At 56.9% G+C, this 15,622-nt stretch carries 16 protein-coding genes and 1 pseudogene; 7 read left to right on the plus strand and 10 right to left on the minus strand.

What is annotated here, in order from left to right; all coding sequences use genetic code 11:
• Positions 1–257 precede the first annotated feature (257 nt).
• From ACR0LI_RS17610 to ACR0LI_RS17625, 4 genes and pseudogenes are all read right to left on the minus strand, one after another.
• Positions 258–1,405: pseudogene (locus ACR0LI_RS17610) on the minus strand (IS3 family transposase).
• A 94-nt stretch (positions 1,406–1,499) separates the two neighbouring features.
• Complete coding sequence (locus tag ACR0LI_RS17615) at positions 1,500–1,814, minus strand: DUF1244 domain-containing protein (RefSeq protein WP_152456994.1); 315 nt, start codon at positions 1,812–1,814, stop codon at positions 1,500–1,502.
• 87 nt (positions 1,815–1,901) lie between these two features.
• Positions 1,902–2,141, minus strand: a complete 240-nt coding sequence (locus ACR0LI_RS17620) for a DUF6868 family protein (RefSeq protein WP_171637671.1) — start codon at positions 2,139–2,141, stop codon at positions 1,902–1,904.
• 87 nt (positions 2,142–2,228) lie between these two features.
• The gene (locus ACR0LI_RS17625; protein WP_171724811.1) at positions 2,229–2,966 is read right to left on the minus strand and encodes an N-formylglutamate amidohydrolase; all 738 of its coding nucleotides are present in this window, start codon (positions 2,964–2,966) and stop codon (positions 2,229–2,231) included.
• Between the two features lie 142 nt (positions 2,967–3,108).
• Between ACR0LI_RS17625 and pyk the strand changes: the two genes are divergently transcribed.
• Positions 3,109–4,554: a pyruvate kinase gene (gene pyk, locus ACR0LI_RS17630; protein WP_171637669.1), complete on the plus strand. Its 1,446-nt coding sequence runs from the start codon at positions 3,109–3,111 to the stop codon at positions 4,552–4,554.
• Positions 4,555–4,566: 12 nt separating this feature from the next.
• Here the strand turns inward: pyk and ACR0LI_RS17635 are convergent, their stop codons facing one another.
• Complete coding sequence (locus ACR0LI_RS17635) at positions 4,567–5,028, minus strand: Lrp/AsnC family transcriptional regulator (protein WP_245218193.1); 462 nt, start codon at positions 5,026–5,028, stop codon at positions 4,567–4,569.
• 198 nt (positions 5,029–5,226) lie between these two features.
• Here ACR0LI_RS17635 and ACR0LI_RS17640 point away from each other — a divergent pair, with 198 nt between their 5' ends.
• The 5 genes from ACR0LI_RS17640 to ACR0LI_RS17660 all read left to right on the plus strand — a co-directional run bounded on the left by ACR0LI_RS17640 (position 5,227) and on the right by ACR0LI_RS17660 (position 9,294).
• On the plus strand, positions 5,227–5,664 hold the full coding sequence (locus tag ACR0LI_RS17640) for a universal stress protein (protein ID WP_171724812.1): 438 nt from the start codon (positions 5,227–5,229) through the stop codon (positions 5,662–5,664).
• 13 nt (positions 5,665–5,677) lie between these two features.
• Entirely contained in the window at positions 5,678–7,228 is a 1,551-nt protein-coding gene (locus ACR0LI_RS17645) for an alanine/glycine:cation symporter family protein (protein ID WP_171724813.1), read from the plus strand.
• Positions 7,229–7,411: 183 nt separating this feature from the next.
• Positions 7,412–7,612 carry a 50S ribosomal protein L35 gene (gene rpmI, locus ACR0LI_RS17650; RefSeq protein ID WP_010443552.1) on the plus strand — a complete coding sequence of 67 codons (201 nt, stop codon included), beginning with the start codon at positions 7,412–7,414 and terminating at the stop codon, positions 7,610–7,612.
• A 14-nt stretch (positions 7,613–7,626) separates the two neighbouring features.
• The gene (gene rplT, locus ACR0LI_RS17655) at positions 7,627–7,992 is read left to right on the plus strand and encodes a 50S ribosomal protein L20 (protein WP_008756009.1); all 366 of its coding nucleotides are present in this window, start codon (positions 7,627–7,629) and stop codon (positions 7,990–7,992) included.
• A 126-nt stretch (positions 7,993–8,118) separates the two neighbouring features.
• A complete protein-coding gene (locus ACR0LI_RS17660; protein WP_480621577.1) occupies positions 8,119–9,294 on the plus strand; it encodes a S41 family peptidase in 1,176 nt (391 codons plus the stop codon).
• Between the two features lie 90 nt (positions 9,295–9,384).
• On the opposite strand, the gene ACR0LI_RS17665 is transcribed toward ACR0LI_RS17660, so the two are convergent.
• Positions 9,385–10,776, minus strand: coding sequence for an aminotransferase family protein (locus ACR0LI_RS17665; protein WP_480718949.1), 1,392 nt, complete (start codon positions 10,774–10,776; stop codon positions 9,385–9,387).
• Positions 10,777–10,997: 221 nt separating this feature from the next.
• On the opposite strand from ACR0LI_RS17665, the gene ACR0LI_RS17670 reads away from it, so the two are divergent.
• Positions 10,998–12,626 (plus strand): acyl-CoA synthetase, encoded by a 1,629-nt coding sequence (locus ACR0LI_RS17670; RefSeq protein ID WP_480718950.1) that lies wholly within the window; start codon positions 10,998–11,000, stop codon positions 12,624–12,626.
• Here ACR0LI_RS17670 and ACR0LI_RS17675 read toward each other — a convergent pair.
• The 4 genes from ACR0LI_RS17675 to ACR0LI_RS17690 all read right to left on the minus strand — a co-directional run bounded on the left by ACR0LI_RS17675 (position 12,605) and on the right by ACR0LI_RS17690 (position 15,508).
• Positions 12,605–12,958, minus strand: coding sequence for a DOPA 4,5-dioxygenase family protein (locus ACR0LI_RS17675; protein WP_152457005.1), 354 nt, complete (start codon positions 12,956–12,958; stop codon positions 12,605–12,607). The genes ACR0LI_RS17670 and ACR0LI_RS17675 overlap by 22 nt on opposite strands.
• A gap of 86 nt (positions 12,959–13,044) precedes the next feature.
• Positions 13,045–13,683, minus strand: coding sequence for a maleylacetoacetate isomerase (maiA, locus tag ACR0LI_RS17680; RefSeq protein ID WP_171120367.1), 639 nt, complete (start codon positions 13,681–13,683; stop codon positions 13,045–13,047).
• A gap of 11 nt (positions 13,684–13,694) precedes the next feature.
• Complete coding sequence (locus ACR0LI_RS17685; protein ID WP_171637661.1) at positions 13,695–13,892, minus strand: DUF2783 domain-containing protein; 198 nt, start codon at positions 13,890–13,892, stop codon at positions 13,695–13,697.
• A 5-nt stretch (positions 13,893–13,897) separates the two neighbouring features.
• Complete coding sequence (locus tag ACR0LI_RS17690) at positions 13,898–15,508, minus strand: FAD-dependent oxidoreductase (RefSeq protein ID WP_171637659.1); 1,611 nt, start codon at positions 15,506–15,508, stop codon at positions 13,898–13,900.
• Positions 15,509–15,622 lie beyond the last annotated feature (114 nt).

Genomic DNA, 15,622 nt, shown 5'->3' on the forward strand with positions numbered 1-15,622 from the left:
CCCGCTCCCGCAACCAACTTTAGCGAACAGTCGTCGGAATCAAGGCCCGCCTCATCAGCGGGTTTTGCTTTTTTGGGCATAGTGATCAAAGCGCCCTGCATGTCCAGGATGCGGTTCTTGGCTCCATGGTCGTATGAAACAACAACCCGATTCAGCAGTTCGTTCAACTCAGAAGTTCGTGCAACTCATCGCTCGTTCTGTAAGTTGCTCTGATACCCAACCTTCTGCCACTTGGGCATAGAGTCTTCCACCTTGTCTCAGCATGGCGGGCTGGTATCGCCATGTGGGTTTGCCAGCATTGCCGGTGGGATGTTCCCGATGGTGCTGTGCGGTCTTTCTTCGTTGTCGTATCTACGCCATTCCTCCATCTTTTCGCAAGCATCTGCCAGCGACAGGAACCAATGCGTGTTCAGGCATTCTGCCCTGAACTTTGAGTTGAACGCTTCGATGAAAGCATTGTCGGTCGGTTTGCCAGGGCGGGAGAAGTCGAGCGTAACACCGTTGTGGTAGGCCCATAGATCCAAAAGTCCCGAGAGATGAAATCGCTGCCGTTGTCCCCCCGTATCGTCGCTGGGAATCCGATCTGCCGACACACTCGATCCAGCGTGACAACAACGTTTTCGCCCTTTTAGCTGAACCTTGGGGCAATGACGGGTGAGACGCGCGAGAACGTATCGACCACGGTCAGAATACGTAGCTTGCGGCCAGTCGCAAGCTGATCATGAACGAAGTCCCTTTCGGCAGATTGCACTTGCGCAATCGCCTATCGGGCAAGGCATGACCCACACATCATTGGGCCTCACGGCATCCGAACGATCCTCTTTCAGCTTGGCTTTCACCCGCCGTTTTGGTGATTTGTTCCGTAATTGCAGCCTCATTGCGTGGTAAATCCTGTGGACTTTCTTGATGTTGGCTGGCCAACCCTCCGGGCGCAACAGATAGTGCACACGCCTGTATCCATAGCGAACACGGGTCTCGCAGATCTCCTTGATACGCCGATTCAGGACGGCCGGATCGGTGCGCCGGGAAACATACTGGCAGGTCGATCTGTCGAACCGCAACACCTTGCAGGCGCGTTTGACAGACACTCGCCAGTCTTCCCGAACACCGTCGATAAGCTGGCGCTTCCGATCCGGCCTCAGAGCTTTCGCTTGATGACGTCCTGCAACATCTCCCGATCCAGCGTCAGTTCGGCCACGATGCGTTTCAGACGGCCGTTCTCGCCTTCAAGCTTTCGCAACCGCCGCATGTCGGATGGCAACATCCCCGCATACTTCTTCTTCCATTTGAAGTAGATTGCCGAGCTGATCCCAGCTTCTCAGCACACTTCGGCAACCGTCTTGCCTTCTTCGACCTGCGTCAAAACAAACGCCTTCTGTGCGTCCGTAAATCTCGCTGCTTTCATCGCTTCCGATCCCGCTCCAACGAGGGATTCGTCGCGGAATACTCTAATCACAAAAGGCCGGCAAATCAGGTTTCAGAGCATGAGCTCTGAGCTGTCAGTCTTTCGTGCCGACGTTTTCTTCGAACGCAACCTTGAAGGCGGCCTGTTTCTCGGGGCTGGCCTCGGTTTGATATTTCGATTTCCATTCATCCATCGTCATGCCGTAGAAAATCTCGCGGGCTTCATCCTTGCCCAGTTCGATTCCCTTTTCGTTTGCCGCTTCCTGATACCAGCGCGACAGGCAGTTGCGACAAAACCCGGCGAGGTTCATCATGTCGATGTTCTGAACGTCCGTGCGGTCTTCCATCAGGTGCTTTTGCAACCGGCGAAATGCGGCAGCCTGAAGTTCAATTTCGGTTTGCTTGTCCATGATCTGGCTCCGGATGGCGATTGAGTTGCTTCTGACCTAACAATCCAGTGGACCCGTTACAAGAAACGGACGTGCCGAAGCGCCTTTTCACATCAGTTTCAAAGCCAGCCACGGCACGATGCAGAAAACCAGCGTCAGGATTTTGTAGTTCGCAAGATACCTGAAATAGGCGCGTTTCACATCCGGGCGTTCCATCCGAAACATCCTGCCGTGAATGCCGGCAATCCAATCCTGCAAAAGCAGAACCATTAGGGTGGTAAACAGAAGCACCGCGATATTGAGCACGGCCATCCAACCAAAAAACATCGTCAAAAACTCTTGTGTCATGATGACCCCCTTTCCCCGTTGATATGGGAAATGAAGGCCGTGCTCACAACAGCGTGATGCGCGGAAAAGCATGCGCAGGACTTGCGGTCAAAGGTCGCTGGCTTCCAATGCGTCCTGCAGGATTACCGCCAACCGCTCGGCCCATTCCCTTTGACCCGTATGGTCTGCGATCAAGTCGTTGCGCAGCTCGATCAGTGCGTTGGGGCGTCCGAACGCGGTACAGTGTTTGTCGATCGCATCCCCCGGCAGAACTCCGGTATACGGCTCGTTGACGCCAACGCACAGATCTTCCTCGGCCTGAAGCCTTTCGATCAGCGGGCCAGAGAACCGCTCGTCCGAGGTGTGCAGCACGCCAATGTGCCATGGGCGGGGCTCACGACCGCGCAGCTGGCGCGTAAAGGAATGCATCGAAACAATCACAGCATGGGGCAGGGCCGCCATTTGTGCCAGTGCCTCGTGGTAAGGGCGGTAGCACATATTCAGGCGACGCTCGCGTTCGTCATCATCTGCATGGCGATTTCCGGGGATGATTGACCCGTCATAGAGCTTCATCAACAGCGTGGGATCGTCTTCACCCCGGTTAGGGTCGATGACCAACCGCGAGAAGTTGGCGGCAATCACCGGTGCGTTCAGGATCTCGCCCAAGTGTTTAGACACCTCATACGCGCCCACATCATAGGCGATGTGGCGTTCCATATCCTCGCGCGGCAGGCCGAGGTCGCCACCATTTACGTCTGGGGGAACAGTGTTGGTTGCATGGTCGCATGTAATCAGCCAGCGAGACGGGCGATCCGCACCGTGGACGAAAAATGGAGTGTATGTCATGAGCCTGTCATCTTGTTTGCCGCAGATGTAGGGCAGTTGCTTTGGAAAGGGAATTGCGCAATAAGCATCGAAATGATGTTTGCGGTAACATTTCGCGAAATCTGATCTGCAAACTTGAGATGACGTAAGGAGGTCTATGCCAATGCGACGCCTGAGAAATGTGAAAATCGTGGCGACGCTGGGGCCAGCGTCAAATGACTATGACACAATTCGTGCCCTGCACGAGGCTGGCGCGGATGTCTTTCGTCTGAACATGAGCCATGGCAGCCATGATGAGATCCGCGAACGGCACAAGATCATTCGGCAGGTGGAAAAGGATCTGGACAGCCCGATTGCCATTCTGGCCGACCTTCAGGGGCCCAAGCTGCGCGTTGGTGTCTTTGCCAATGAAGCAGAGGAGCTGGAAGAAGGTGCGTCCTTCCGGCTCGACCTCGACCCTGCTGCGGGCGACACCAAACGTGTCTGCCTGCCGCATCCCGAGATTTTTGCGGCGCTTGAGCCGGGCGCGCGCCTGCTGGTGAATGACGGCAAGATCCGACTGATCGTTCAGGACTGTGGGCAGGATTTTGCAAATTGCACGGTCGAGGTGGGTGGCACGATCTCGAACCGCAAGGGTGTCAACGTTCCTGATGTGGTGCTGCCGCTGGCGGCTTTGTCGGCCAAGGACCGAGAGGATCTGGAGTTTGTCTGCCAACTGGGTGTGGACTGGTTGGCGCTGAGCTTCGTGCAGCGCGCCAAGGACGTTTTCGAGGCTCGCGCGCTTGCGGATGGTCGCGCAGCGATCCTGTCCAAGATTGAAAAGCCTGCGGCAGTTGAGGCGTTTGACGACATCCTTGATGCGTCGGACGGGATCATGGTGGCACGCGGCGACCTGGGTGTGGAACTGCCCGTGTCTGCCGTGCCTCCGATCCAGAAACGACTGGTCCGTAAATGCCGTGGGGCAGCCAAGCCCGTCATCGTCGCCACACAGATGCTGGAAAGCATGATCGAAAGCCCGATGCCGACCCGTGCCGAAGTGTCGGACGTTGCGACGGCGATCTACGAAGGCACTGATGCCATCATGCTCAGCGCGGAATCGGCTGCCGGTGCCTATCCGATCGAAGCGGTGCAGACGATGAACAAGGTTGCCATCGAAGTCGAAGCCGACCCGACGTATACACAGATCATCGCAGCCTCGCGTACCGCCAAGGGAACCACCGTTGCGGACGGGATCGTTGCCGCCGCGCGTGAAATAGCCGAGAAAACCGATATCAAAGCGATCTGCTGCTTTACGCAAAGTGGCACGACAGCCGCATTGACCGCGCGCGAACGTCCCGGTGTTCCGATTATCGCGATGACGTCGCTGATGGGAACGGCGCGCAGACTCTGCCTGAGCTGGGGTTGCAACTGCGTCATGACGCCCGAGCTTGAACGGTTCAAAAGCGCGGTTGTAAACGCAGCGCGCGCCGCAAGGGCAGGGGGCTTTGCAACTGAAACTGACCAGATCGTTGTCACCGCCGGGGTGCCGTTCAACGTACCGGGTACCACCAACATTCTGCGCGTGGCACCTTGTGACGAGCGACTGATCTACAGCACGGATCCCGAATAACCAGAACGGGTATCAAAGCCCGGACACCCGTTGACCAACCGGCTCTTTCACGGCCTCCATGACCGTGAATGAGCTGGTTTGGTGAATCCCGGGCAGCTTGTTGATTTTCTCGCCCAGTATCATCCGGAAATGCGCGATATCGCGGGTGCGGACAGTCAAAAGATAATCGAACGACCCTGCCACCATCAGGCAGCTTTCGATTTCCGGCACATCGCGTACGGCCTCGTTGAATTTTTCCAGGGATTGCTCGGCCGTTGCGGTCAACGACACCTGTACGACGGTCAGAAGGGCCAGGCCCATTCTCTCTTTGTCGACGATGGCGCTATAGCCCTTGATATAGCCGTTCTTTTCCAGCCGTTTCACACGTTCGGAACAGGGCGTATTCGTAAGGTTTACGCGCGCCGCAAGCTCAACTATTGAGAGCCGGCCATTGGCCTCAAGCTCGTGCAGGATGCGTTGATCGATATTGTCCAATTCTCTACTAATCAGTAAAACTTCCTGTTATTTTAGTGCAAAACGACAATTTCCACTGAATATAGACCAAAAAAATCCCCAATTCCTAGTGAAAATTCCTGATACTTACCAAAGGGTGGTCTTATTGAAAGTTCCAAGTTCCGGCTGCCCTGCCGGGGGCACGGGCCTCGGCCAAATGAAAAATAATGGAGGAACGACATGACAACAAAGATTGTCATAGGACTCGACGGGACAGAGACCGGTGAGCGCGTGATTGCCTTTGCCAAGGATTTGGCAAAGTTGATCGGGTCGTGTGAACTGGTGGTCGCTTATGTGATCGAATGGTCCCCTTACACCTTTCAGACACCGGAAGAAAACGCACAGCGTCACAAGCGACGGGAAGAAGAGGTTGATCTGGCGACGTCACGTATCGTGACACCTGCCGTTGAGGCCCTCAGAGAGGCTGGTTTTGAAGCGCACGGTGTTGTTCGCCACGGCGACGTGGCCGAGACCTTGAACGCCATTACAATGGAAATGGGCGGCTCGCAGATCGTTGTCGGCCGGTCTTCGGCGGACGGGATCAAGAAACGTATCTTCGGCAGCTCGACCCAGAACCTTGTGATGCATGCCGATGTTCCGGTCACGGTTGTGAACTGAAGGGAGGGACAAAATGAGAATGCTCAAACAACTCGGCGCCTCGATGGCAGCCGCCATTGTCGCCAGCCCTGCCTTTGCGCAAGATGCTCCGGGGCTTGATGAAAAAATCAATCAGACATTCGCTGATCTGACCGGTCCATTCGTCAGCTTCATCTTCGCGCCATTCCCCGGGACCAGCTTCCCATGGATCGTGATGTGGCTGGTGATCGCTGCGACGGTCTTCACGCTGTATTTTGCTTTTGTGCAGATGCGGTTTTTTGGCCACGCAATCAGTCTTGTCAAAGGTGACTATTCCGACCCCAATGATGCAGGCGAGGTCAGCCATTTTCAGGCTCTGGCCACGGCGCTGTCCGGAACAGTCGGTCTGGGGAATATCGCGGGTGTTGCCGTCGCCGTCGGCATCGGCGGACCGGGCGCAACCTTCTGGATGATCCTGGCCGGTCTTCTGGGGATGGCGTCGAAATTCACCGAATGTACGCTGGGCGTGAAATACCGCAACGAGTACGAAGATGGCACCGTTTCGGGTGGCCCGATGTACTATATGTCCAAAGGGTTCAACGAACTGGGCTTGCCGGGCGGCAAGATCCTTGCGGTTTTGTTCTCGATCTTCTGTATCCTTGGCGCGCTGGGTGGGGGCAACATGTTCCAGGCCAATCAGGCGCATCAGCAGATCGCGGGAATCGTGGGTGACTATCCGGGCTGGATTACCGGGCTGGTCTTCGCAGCGGTTGTTTTCATGGTCATCGTCGGCGGCTTGAAGTCTATCGCACGGGTGACCGAGAAGGTGGTGCCGTTCATGGGCGTTCTCTACGTTCTGACCGCTCTGGTCATCATCTTGATGAATGCGGATATGATCGGCTGGGCCTTTGGTCAGATCTTCGCCGGCGCCTTCACCGGTCTGGGTGTTGCAGGCGGCATGGTCGGGGCGTTGATCCAGGGCTTCAAACGTGCGGCGTTTTCGAACGAAGCGGGTGTTGGCTCGGCAGCGATTGCGCACTCGGCTGTTCGGACCAAGGAACCGATCACGGAAGGCTTCGTTTCCTTGCTGGAACCGTTCATCGACACAGTGGTGATCTGCACAATGACCGCTCTGGTCATCATCATCACCCAGCAATTGATCATCGATCCGGAAACCGGAAACTACATGCTGAATGAGGCCGGCACGGCGATTGCCACTGTTGACGGCAACTCGGGTGTCAGCCTGACTTCTGCCGCCTTCGGCAGCGCGTTCGGTTTCTTCCCGTATATCCTGGCGGTTGCGGTGATCCTGTTTGCCTTCTCGACCATGATCAGCTGGTCCTACTATGGCCTCAAGGCCTGGACCTACCTGTTTGGTGAGGGTCACACCAAAGAGCTGGTGTTCAAGATCATCTTCTGCATCTTCGTCGTCATCGGTGCCGCAGCCAACCTTGGCCCGGTCATCGACTTCTCGGATGCGGCGATCTTTGCGATGGCGGTGGTCAACGTCTTTGCGCTCTACTTCCTGATGAAAGTGGTGCGTCAGGAGCTGGCTTCGTATTCCGAGCGCCTGAAAACCGGTGAAATCCGGAAATTCGAACACTAAACCCAATCACTGGGGCGGCCTTTGTCGCCCCAGTGCCCGATCAGCCGGCAAAAAGCGCAGAATCTGATCCAAACCCCCTTGCCAGTATGACCGAACTTGCGTAAACGGCGCTTCTGATCGCGTGACCGGCCGAGATGGCATGCCGAGTCGCGTCTGGAACCGAACCCGAAAAAGGAGACGGAAATGCCTAAGATGAAGACCAAGTCGAGCGCCAAAAAGCGCTTCAAGGTGACTGCGACCGGTAAGGTCCTTGCTGGCCAGGCCGGCAAACGGCACGGCATGATCAAGCGGACCAAGAAATTCATCCGCGACGCCCGTGGCAACACCACCCTGTCCGCCCCCGACGCCAAGATCGTCAAGGGCTACATGCCCTACGACCGCTAAGAGGAGATTAAGAGATGTCCCGCGTTAAAGGTGGAACCGTAACTCACGCCCGTCACAAGAAGGTCATCAAGGCCGCCAAAGGTTACTATGGCCGCCGCAAGAGCACCTTCAAGGTTGCCCGTCAGGCCGTCGACAAGGCGAACCAGTATGCAACCCGCGACCGTAAGAACCGCAAGCGCAACTTCCGCGCGCTGTGGATCCAGCGTATCAATGCTGCTGTCCGTTCGCATGACGAAGCACTGACATATTCCCGCTTCATCAATGGCCTGAACCTGGCCGGTATCGAAGTGGACCGCAAAGTTCTGGCTGATTTGGCCGTGCACGAACCGGAAGCGTTCGGCGCGATCGTCGCCAAAGCTCAGGCCGCTCTGGCTGCCTGATCCTCTTTCGAGAGACAGTGAAAGAAAGGCCGTCCCATTTGGGGCGGCTTTTTTGTTTTCCATGGATTGGACGTCGGTGTTAAGCACACTCTGGACATCGTCCGGCAGTCGTGCGCACCTTAAACTATGTCGCTGGTACAAGACTTTGAGCAAGTTTTAGAAACTGCCTTGCCACGTGATCCCAGCTTTCGGCGGATCGAACAGACGGCGATAGACAGTTGCATTAGTGATGCCCGAAGATACGCTTCAGAAGGTCTAAAAGAGGCCTTTCTGTTTTCAACAATGCGCCTACTGGCACTTCCCGACAACGGGCACACACGGCTGATTCCGAATGATGCCATCTCGGTGCTCCCGCTGAGATTCGTGAGCATCGGAACTGCCATCCAGTTAGTTGGTAAGGCACCAGAAACAACTGCGCCCAGAGGAAAGCTGGTTGCAGTCAACGGTACACCGTTAAGCCGAATCGAAGCCGCTTCAGGAACATTTCTGGCAGGAACGCGCCAAAGGAAACGGGTAATCGGATCGATTATACTGGTGTGGCCCTATGCTTTGGCTCGTCTCGGTTTTTCCTCAAAAGACGAAACGACCGAGTATCGCGTGCAAGACGAGAACGGTCAGATATCCGAATTCAAAGTGGAAAACAGTCATACGGTTCCTGCATCAACGCTCTACCCGAGAAACGAGCATGGCCGGGCCGATCCGGCTTGGACACCCGAGAGACTTGTGGAGACTAAGGGCTGGCGGGGACTTGGGCTTTCGATACTGTTGCCCAGTTTTCTCGATTCAGGAGAAGGTGCGCTGCCGAAAGCCATCTCAGGTGCAGCAGAACAAGTACGCGTTTGCTCGGAAAAAACGCTCTTGATTGATATTCGTGGAAACACCGGTGGCGACTTTCTTAAAACGATGCCCTTGATCGACGCCATCTCTGAAAACGCAAGCAGGCAGGTTGTTGTGCTTGTCGATAAATTCACGTTTTCGGCTGCGATAGTTTTTGTCGCCATCCTCAAACATCGATTGGGACCTAGGCTCAAGCTCATAGGGGAAGAAATGGGTGACGGGTTGACGTTTTTTGCCGAGGGAGGTTCGCTCGATTTGCCCACCAGCGGGGCGGTCGTTCGATACTCATCGGCTTTTCACGATTGGGAGAGCGGAACCAGCGATGAAACCACACCAGCCGAGATCGCGCGGCAACTAGTTCCGGCTGGACCACTGGATTTGGATTGGGAATTGATCAACGAACCTACCGCTGAAGATGCAAACGGCGCGTTCTATCAACGAATTCTCAGAAGTCTGAGAAATTAGAGGAATGGCAGGAAAGTCCGCGTAGATGCCATGCGAGCGAAAAAACCGGCGCATTTTAGCGCCGGTTTTCATAGGTTCCGTTAAGGTAACTTATCCGAACACACGCCCCAGCGCGCCATCGACCGCGTCGGTGATCTGGTCGATGTCATCCGCCGTGGCGATCAGGGCGGGCGAGAAGCACAGCGTGTTGTTGCGGCTTGGGATCGAGCGGTTGGTGACGCCGATGATCACGCCCTGGTTCATACAGTCGGCCACAACCGCCTGCGCCAGTTTCTCGTCCACCGGCTCTTTAGAACCACGGTCTGCGACCAGCTCGGCACCCAGGAACAGGCCCTTGCCGCGCACGTCGCCAATAACCTTGTGCTTTTCCATCAGCGCCTGAAGGTTGCCCATCATGCGGTCACCCATGGCCGCGCAATTGCCCAGCAGGTTTTCATCCTCGATGATGCGCATGTTTTCGATCGCAGCCGCCGGACCGGCAGTGCAGCCACCAAAGGTCGAGATGTCGCGGAAATAGCTCATCGGGTCCGAAGCATTCTCCTTGAACATGTCAAAGACTTCCTCGGTGGTGACCATGCAGGCAATCGCGGCATAGCCCGAGGCGACGCCTTTGGCCATGGTCACGAAATCCGGCTTGATGCCGTATTGCTGATAACCGAACCATGTGCCGGTGCGGCCCACGCCGCAGACAACCTCGTCGATATGCAGCAGCACGTCGTATTTCTTGCAGATCTCCTGCACGCGCTGCCAGTATCCTTCGGGCGCTTCGATCACGCCGCCACCTGCGGTCACTGGCTCAAGGCACAGCGCGCCAACGGTGTCGGGACCTTCGCGCAGGATGACCTGTTCGATCTGATCTGCGGCCCATTCGCCGAAGTTCTCTTCCGGTGCGCCATCCAGCTCGTGCTTGCGGTATTCCATGCAGTGCGGCACGCGGACGAAATCAGGTGCAAAAGGTCCGTATTGAGCGGTGCGCTCGTCCTGACCGCCTGCCGACATGGTTGCCAGAGTCGAACCGTGATAGTCGCGGTCGCGATACAGAATCTTGGTCTTCTTGCCGCCGTACTTCTTGTGCGCGATCTGGCGCACCATCTTGAACGCCTTCTCGTTCGCTTCAGAGCCCGAATTGGTGTAATACACGCGGCTCATGCCGGGCATCTTGTCGATCAGTTTTTCAGCGAAGATGGAGCCGGGGATCGAGCCTGCGGTATTGGCGAAATAGCACAGTTTCATCAGCTGGTCGTAAACGGCCTTGCAAATCGATTCGCGGCCATAGCCGACGTTCACAGTCCAGACGCCGCCGGAAACCGCATCCAGATGCTCTTTGCCTTTCTGGTCCCAGACGCGCATGCCTTTGCCTTCGACAATGATGCGGGGATCATTGGTTTCAAAGGGTTTATGCTGAATCAGATGGTGCCAGATATGGGCGCGGTCGGCTTCGACCACGCGGGAAAGATCGTTTTCGTTGAACGTGCCGTCCATGACAAGTCCTTTCAGTGAGGTGCGGTGCACGGGGTGCGGAGATGGCGTGCCCCGGCATATGTTTAAGATACTTCAGATCACCGCGAATGGCCGGATCTAAGTAGGGCCAGATCGCACCATCCCGTATTGCCAGTCAATAAGGGGACCGTAATACTACGGATTTGTCAGAGCACCAAGTTTATGCTCAAGTCGCGCAAACCGAGTGCAGGGAGGATCAGCAGTTGGCAGCGACCAATATCTATGAGCGTCATTTGGACAAATGCCGGGCGAATTACACACCCTTGTCGCCCCTCTCCTTCATTGAGCGCACGGCGCAGGTTTATCCCGATTACTCGTCGGTCGTTTATGGTGAGCGGCGGTATACCTGGGCTGAAACCTATGCCCGGTGCCGCCGGCTGGCGGGGGCCCTGAATGCGCGGGGTATCGGAAAGGGAGATACCGTATCAATTATCGCCGCAAACATCCCCGAGATGTACGAAGCGCATTTTGGTGTGCCCATGGCGGGCGCCGTTTTGAATGCCATCAACACGCGTCTGGATGCTTCGATAGTCGCTTTCATCCTGAACCACGCCGAAACCAAGGCGTTGTTGGTTGACCCCGAGTTTTCCGGCGTCGTGAAGGAGGCGCTGGAGCAGGTTGATCATGATATTCTGGTAATCGACATCGAGGATCCCAGCTTTGAAGGCGGTGAAAGGCTTGGCAGCCTGACCTATGACGCCCTGATATCAGGGGGCGACCTGGAATTTGATTGGTCACTGCCCGAGGACGAATGGGACGCGATCACCCTGAACTATACGTCCGGCACAACGGGCAATCCCAAGGGCGTGGTTTATCACCACCGCGGCGCCACCCTGAATGCACAATCGGATTTGCTGGACTGGGACATGCCCAAGCATTCGATCTATCTGTGGACCTTGCCGATGTTTCACTGCAACGGCTGGTGCTTCCCCTGGGCCATGGCCGCCAATGCGGGCGTGTCCGTCTGTCTGCGCGCCGTGCGTGCCGAGCCGATCTATGCGGCATTCCGCGACGAGAAGGTCACCCATTTCTGCGGTGCTCCTATCGTTTTGAACATGCTGGCCCACGCGCCGGATGAACTGAAAGACTTTGACCATCAGATCAAGGTGATGACCGCTGGTGCTCCGCCGCCGGCCGCCGTGATCGAAGCGATGGAGGCGATGGGGGTCGAAGTCACGCACGTTTATGGCCTGACCGAGACTTACGGGCCCTCGGTCGTTTGTGCCTGGAAGGATGAATGGAACGACAAGGGACCCGAAGACCGTGCTGCCCTTAAAGTACGGCAGGGCGTGCGGTATACGGCACTGTCTGGCCTGATGGTGGCCGATCCCGAAACGATGGAGCCCGTGCCCGCGGATGGCGAAACCATGGGCGAGATCTTTATGCAGGGCAACGTGGTGATGAAAGGGTATCTCAAGAACCCTGATGCCACCGATGGGGCCTTCAAGGGCGGCTGGTTTGCATCCGGCGATTTGGGCGTCATGCATCCGGATGGCTATATCGCGCTCAAAGACCGGTCCAAGGACATCATCATTTCAGGTGGCGAGAACATCTCCTCCGTCGAGGTCGAGGGCATTCTCTACAAACACCCGGCAGTAATGGAAGCGGCGGTTGTGGCCCGGCCAGACGAGAAATGGGGCGAAACCCCCTGTGCCTTTGTCGAGCTGAAGCCTGGTACAACCGCGACCGAGGCAGAGCTGATTGCCTTTTGCCGGGACAACATGGCCCATTTCAAAGCGCCCAAGACCGTGGTGTTTGGCACCCTGCCGAAGACTTCAACCGGCAAGGTGCAGAAATTCGTTCTGCGGGATCAGGCGCGGGCGCTGGGCTGAAGCGTGTCAAAGATCGACAGGTCCAGATCCAGCATTTCACCCATCCAAATCGCGCGATCGCGGTGATCGGCCAGATGGTCGCCGGTTTCCGGGTGGGTGAAAACGGTAAGACCTCGCCGGTTCAGCATCAACCACGGAGTGACCTGATCGAAGGCATCAGCGGCAAAGCTCAACTGGCAGCTCCAGCGCGGGTGGGGGCCAACATTGCGGCTATGCATGCGCCCCATCCGGACGGGGAACAGACGGGCGGCCTCTTCGCAGACCTGTTGCGCCGTGTGCTGCGTATCGGCGTCGAAATAGACATGGGCGTGGTATCCGGTGATCTCGGGCATCAGAACCTCTTTTGCTTTGATGAAACAAAGCTAAGTCCGATTGCGACGAACGCCTAGGCACACCGGCACACAGGACCTGTGCAAGCTTATTGGGGTGCGTGCCTGTCAGGATGCGCCGCGACAAATGCGGGGTGATCGGCACAGGCCTTTTCGACACCCAGCAGACGCGGCATGTCCGACAAGTCGACCTTCCACCGGCGTGCATTGTAGATCTGCGGGATCAGGCAGATGTCGGCGAGGCCGGGCTGTGAACCAACGCAATAGGGGGTTTGTTCAAACTCACCCAACATGGTCTCGAAGGCCTGCAACCCCGGCCGGATGAAGTGCCGCATCCACTCTCCGGGCATGTCGGTCGGATCTTTGCTGAGGGTGGTCGCATGGCGAGCAACTGAAAGGTTGCAAACAGGGTGAATGTCCACCGCAATCGCATAGGCCAGCGCCTGCACGCGCGCGCGCCCTGCTGCATCGTCGGGCAGAAGGTTCAATTCACGTGTCTTGTCCAGATAGTCGAGAATGGCCAGAGACTGAGTCAGCCGCTGCCCGTCAATATCCAGCACCGGAACCAACCCTTGTGGATTTCGCGCAATATGTGCATCGCCCTTGTGTTCGCCGCCCACCAGGTCGACGACAACCGCGCGATAGTCGATCCCGGCCAGATTCAGGGCGATCCGCACCCGATAGCTGGCCGAGGACCGCCAATAGTCATAAAGGACGGTTTTGCTCACATTCGAATCCGTCACGTGTCGGCCAGGGTGGCGGCGCGAATAGCGTCAGACAACACCGCCTTGTCGCCGATGTGATTGGCCAGCACCAGAACCAGTCGGGCGTTCAGCGCGTCACTGTCGGCTTTTTCAAGCCCTTCATGCGCGGCCAGCAGCTCGGCATAGAAGTCGTCAGCATCGTCGATATTCGGGGAAAGGATCAGGTCAGACATCTCGCTCACTCCTTACCACAGGCTCTGCGGATTGCATGGCGGAAACTGTTTTCTTCATAACTGTCCCGGCGCGCCGCCACGTGCTGATCAGGACGGATCAGATAAACCGCGCTGGTTGCGTCGCCCAGATAGCGACGTTTCAGCGCCAGGGTCTGGTCATCCTTGACCGACAGCGCCAACCGCGTGACCTCGACCCCGTCTTCTTCCAGCACCTCCGGGGCATCCGCGTCAATCGTCAAAAGGGTGAATTTGCCTGCCAGTTTGGGCAACAGGAACGCATCACCCAGCGGCGCGTCCGGGCAGGCCGAGCCGGGGCGCGTTTCGGCTGGGCCATCCAGCGCGTCGGCAGAATTCAGGGTCGAGCCGTCATAGGTGCAAGGTTGACTCAGGCGTCCCGAATTCACCAACGGACGCGCAAATTCGTACTTCTCGCTGAGGTCCAGAACCGCATCCCGCAGAACCCGCGACATTTCGGATTTCGGCGTGATGAAATCGGTGGAGCGGCTGGATTTCTGGATGTTCTCATCAGCCCCGTGCACGCGTTCCGCGTTGTAGCTGTCCAGCAGGCTTTCGGGGGCTTTCCCATCCAGCACCAGTTTCAGTTTCCAGCACAGGTTGTCAGTGTCTTGCAGGCCGGAATTGGCACCGCGCGCGCCAAAGGGGCTGACCTGGTGCGCGCTGTCGCCTGCGAATAGGACACGCCCTTTGCGGAAGCTCTCCATGCGGCGACACTGGAACGTATAGATCGAGACCCACTCCAGCTGAAACTCGACGTCATCGCCCAGCATCGCCTTGAGGCGCGGGATCACATTCTCGGGGCGCTTTTCGCGTTCCTTGTCGATGTCCCAACCCAGTTGCAGGTCAATACGCCAGACATTGTCGGGTTGTTTGTGCAAAAGCGCGGATTGCCCGCGATTGAACGGCGGGTCAAACCAGAACCAGCGTTCCGAGGGGAAATCGGCATCCATGATCACGTCCGCGATCAGGAAATTGTCTTCGAAAACACGCCCTTCGAAATCGATGCCCAGCATGCGCCGGGTGGGGGACGCGGCACCATCGCAGGCGATCAGCCATTCGGCCTCGAGTGTATAAGGGCCTTCGGGGGTTTCGACCTCCAGCCGAACGTGATCTTCGTGCGTACCGATTGCGTCAACCTTGTTGCGCCCGCGAATTTCAATCGGTGCGCCTTCTGTCTGCAACTCGCGCACGCGTTCCACAAAGAAGTTTTCAAAATGGTATTGCTGCAAGTTTATGAAGGCCGGGTTGGCATAACCTTCGTCCGGCTGAAGGTTGAAATCATAGACCTGACGGTCGTCGAAAAAGACCTTGCCCCGGTCCCACAGCACACCTTTGTCGACCAATTGCTGGCCGCAACCCAGCCGGTCTGCGATTTCCAGCGTGCGCTGAGAAAAACAGATGGCGCGGCTGCCGAAGCTGACTTTGTCATTCTCGTCCAGAACCACAACTTCGACCCCTTGCTGGGCCAGATCGATGGCGGCGGCCAGACCAACCGGCCCCGCACCGATAACGATCACCTTGCGCCTGACGGGCGTCGGGCTGTCCTGATCCGGGCTGCGTTCATATCCGTATAGCGGCGTTTCAAAGATCTTGTTCATGGGCTCCCCCCGAAACAGATGCACCGATGTGCTGCATGTCCTGTCCCCCGACGACGGGCGCCGGAGGTCTTAGATTATGGTTTCATCGAATCCCGCCGCAAAAAACGATCTGGA

The sequence above is a fragment of the Ruegeria sp. CL7 genome (assembly GCF_056536445.1).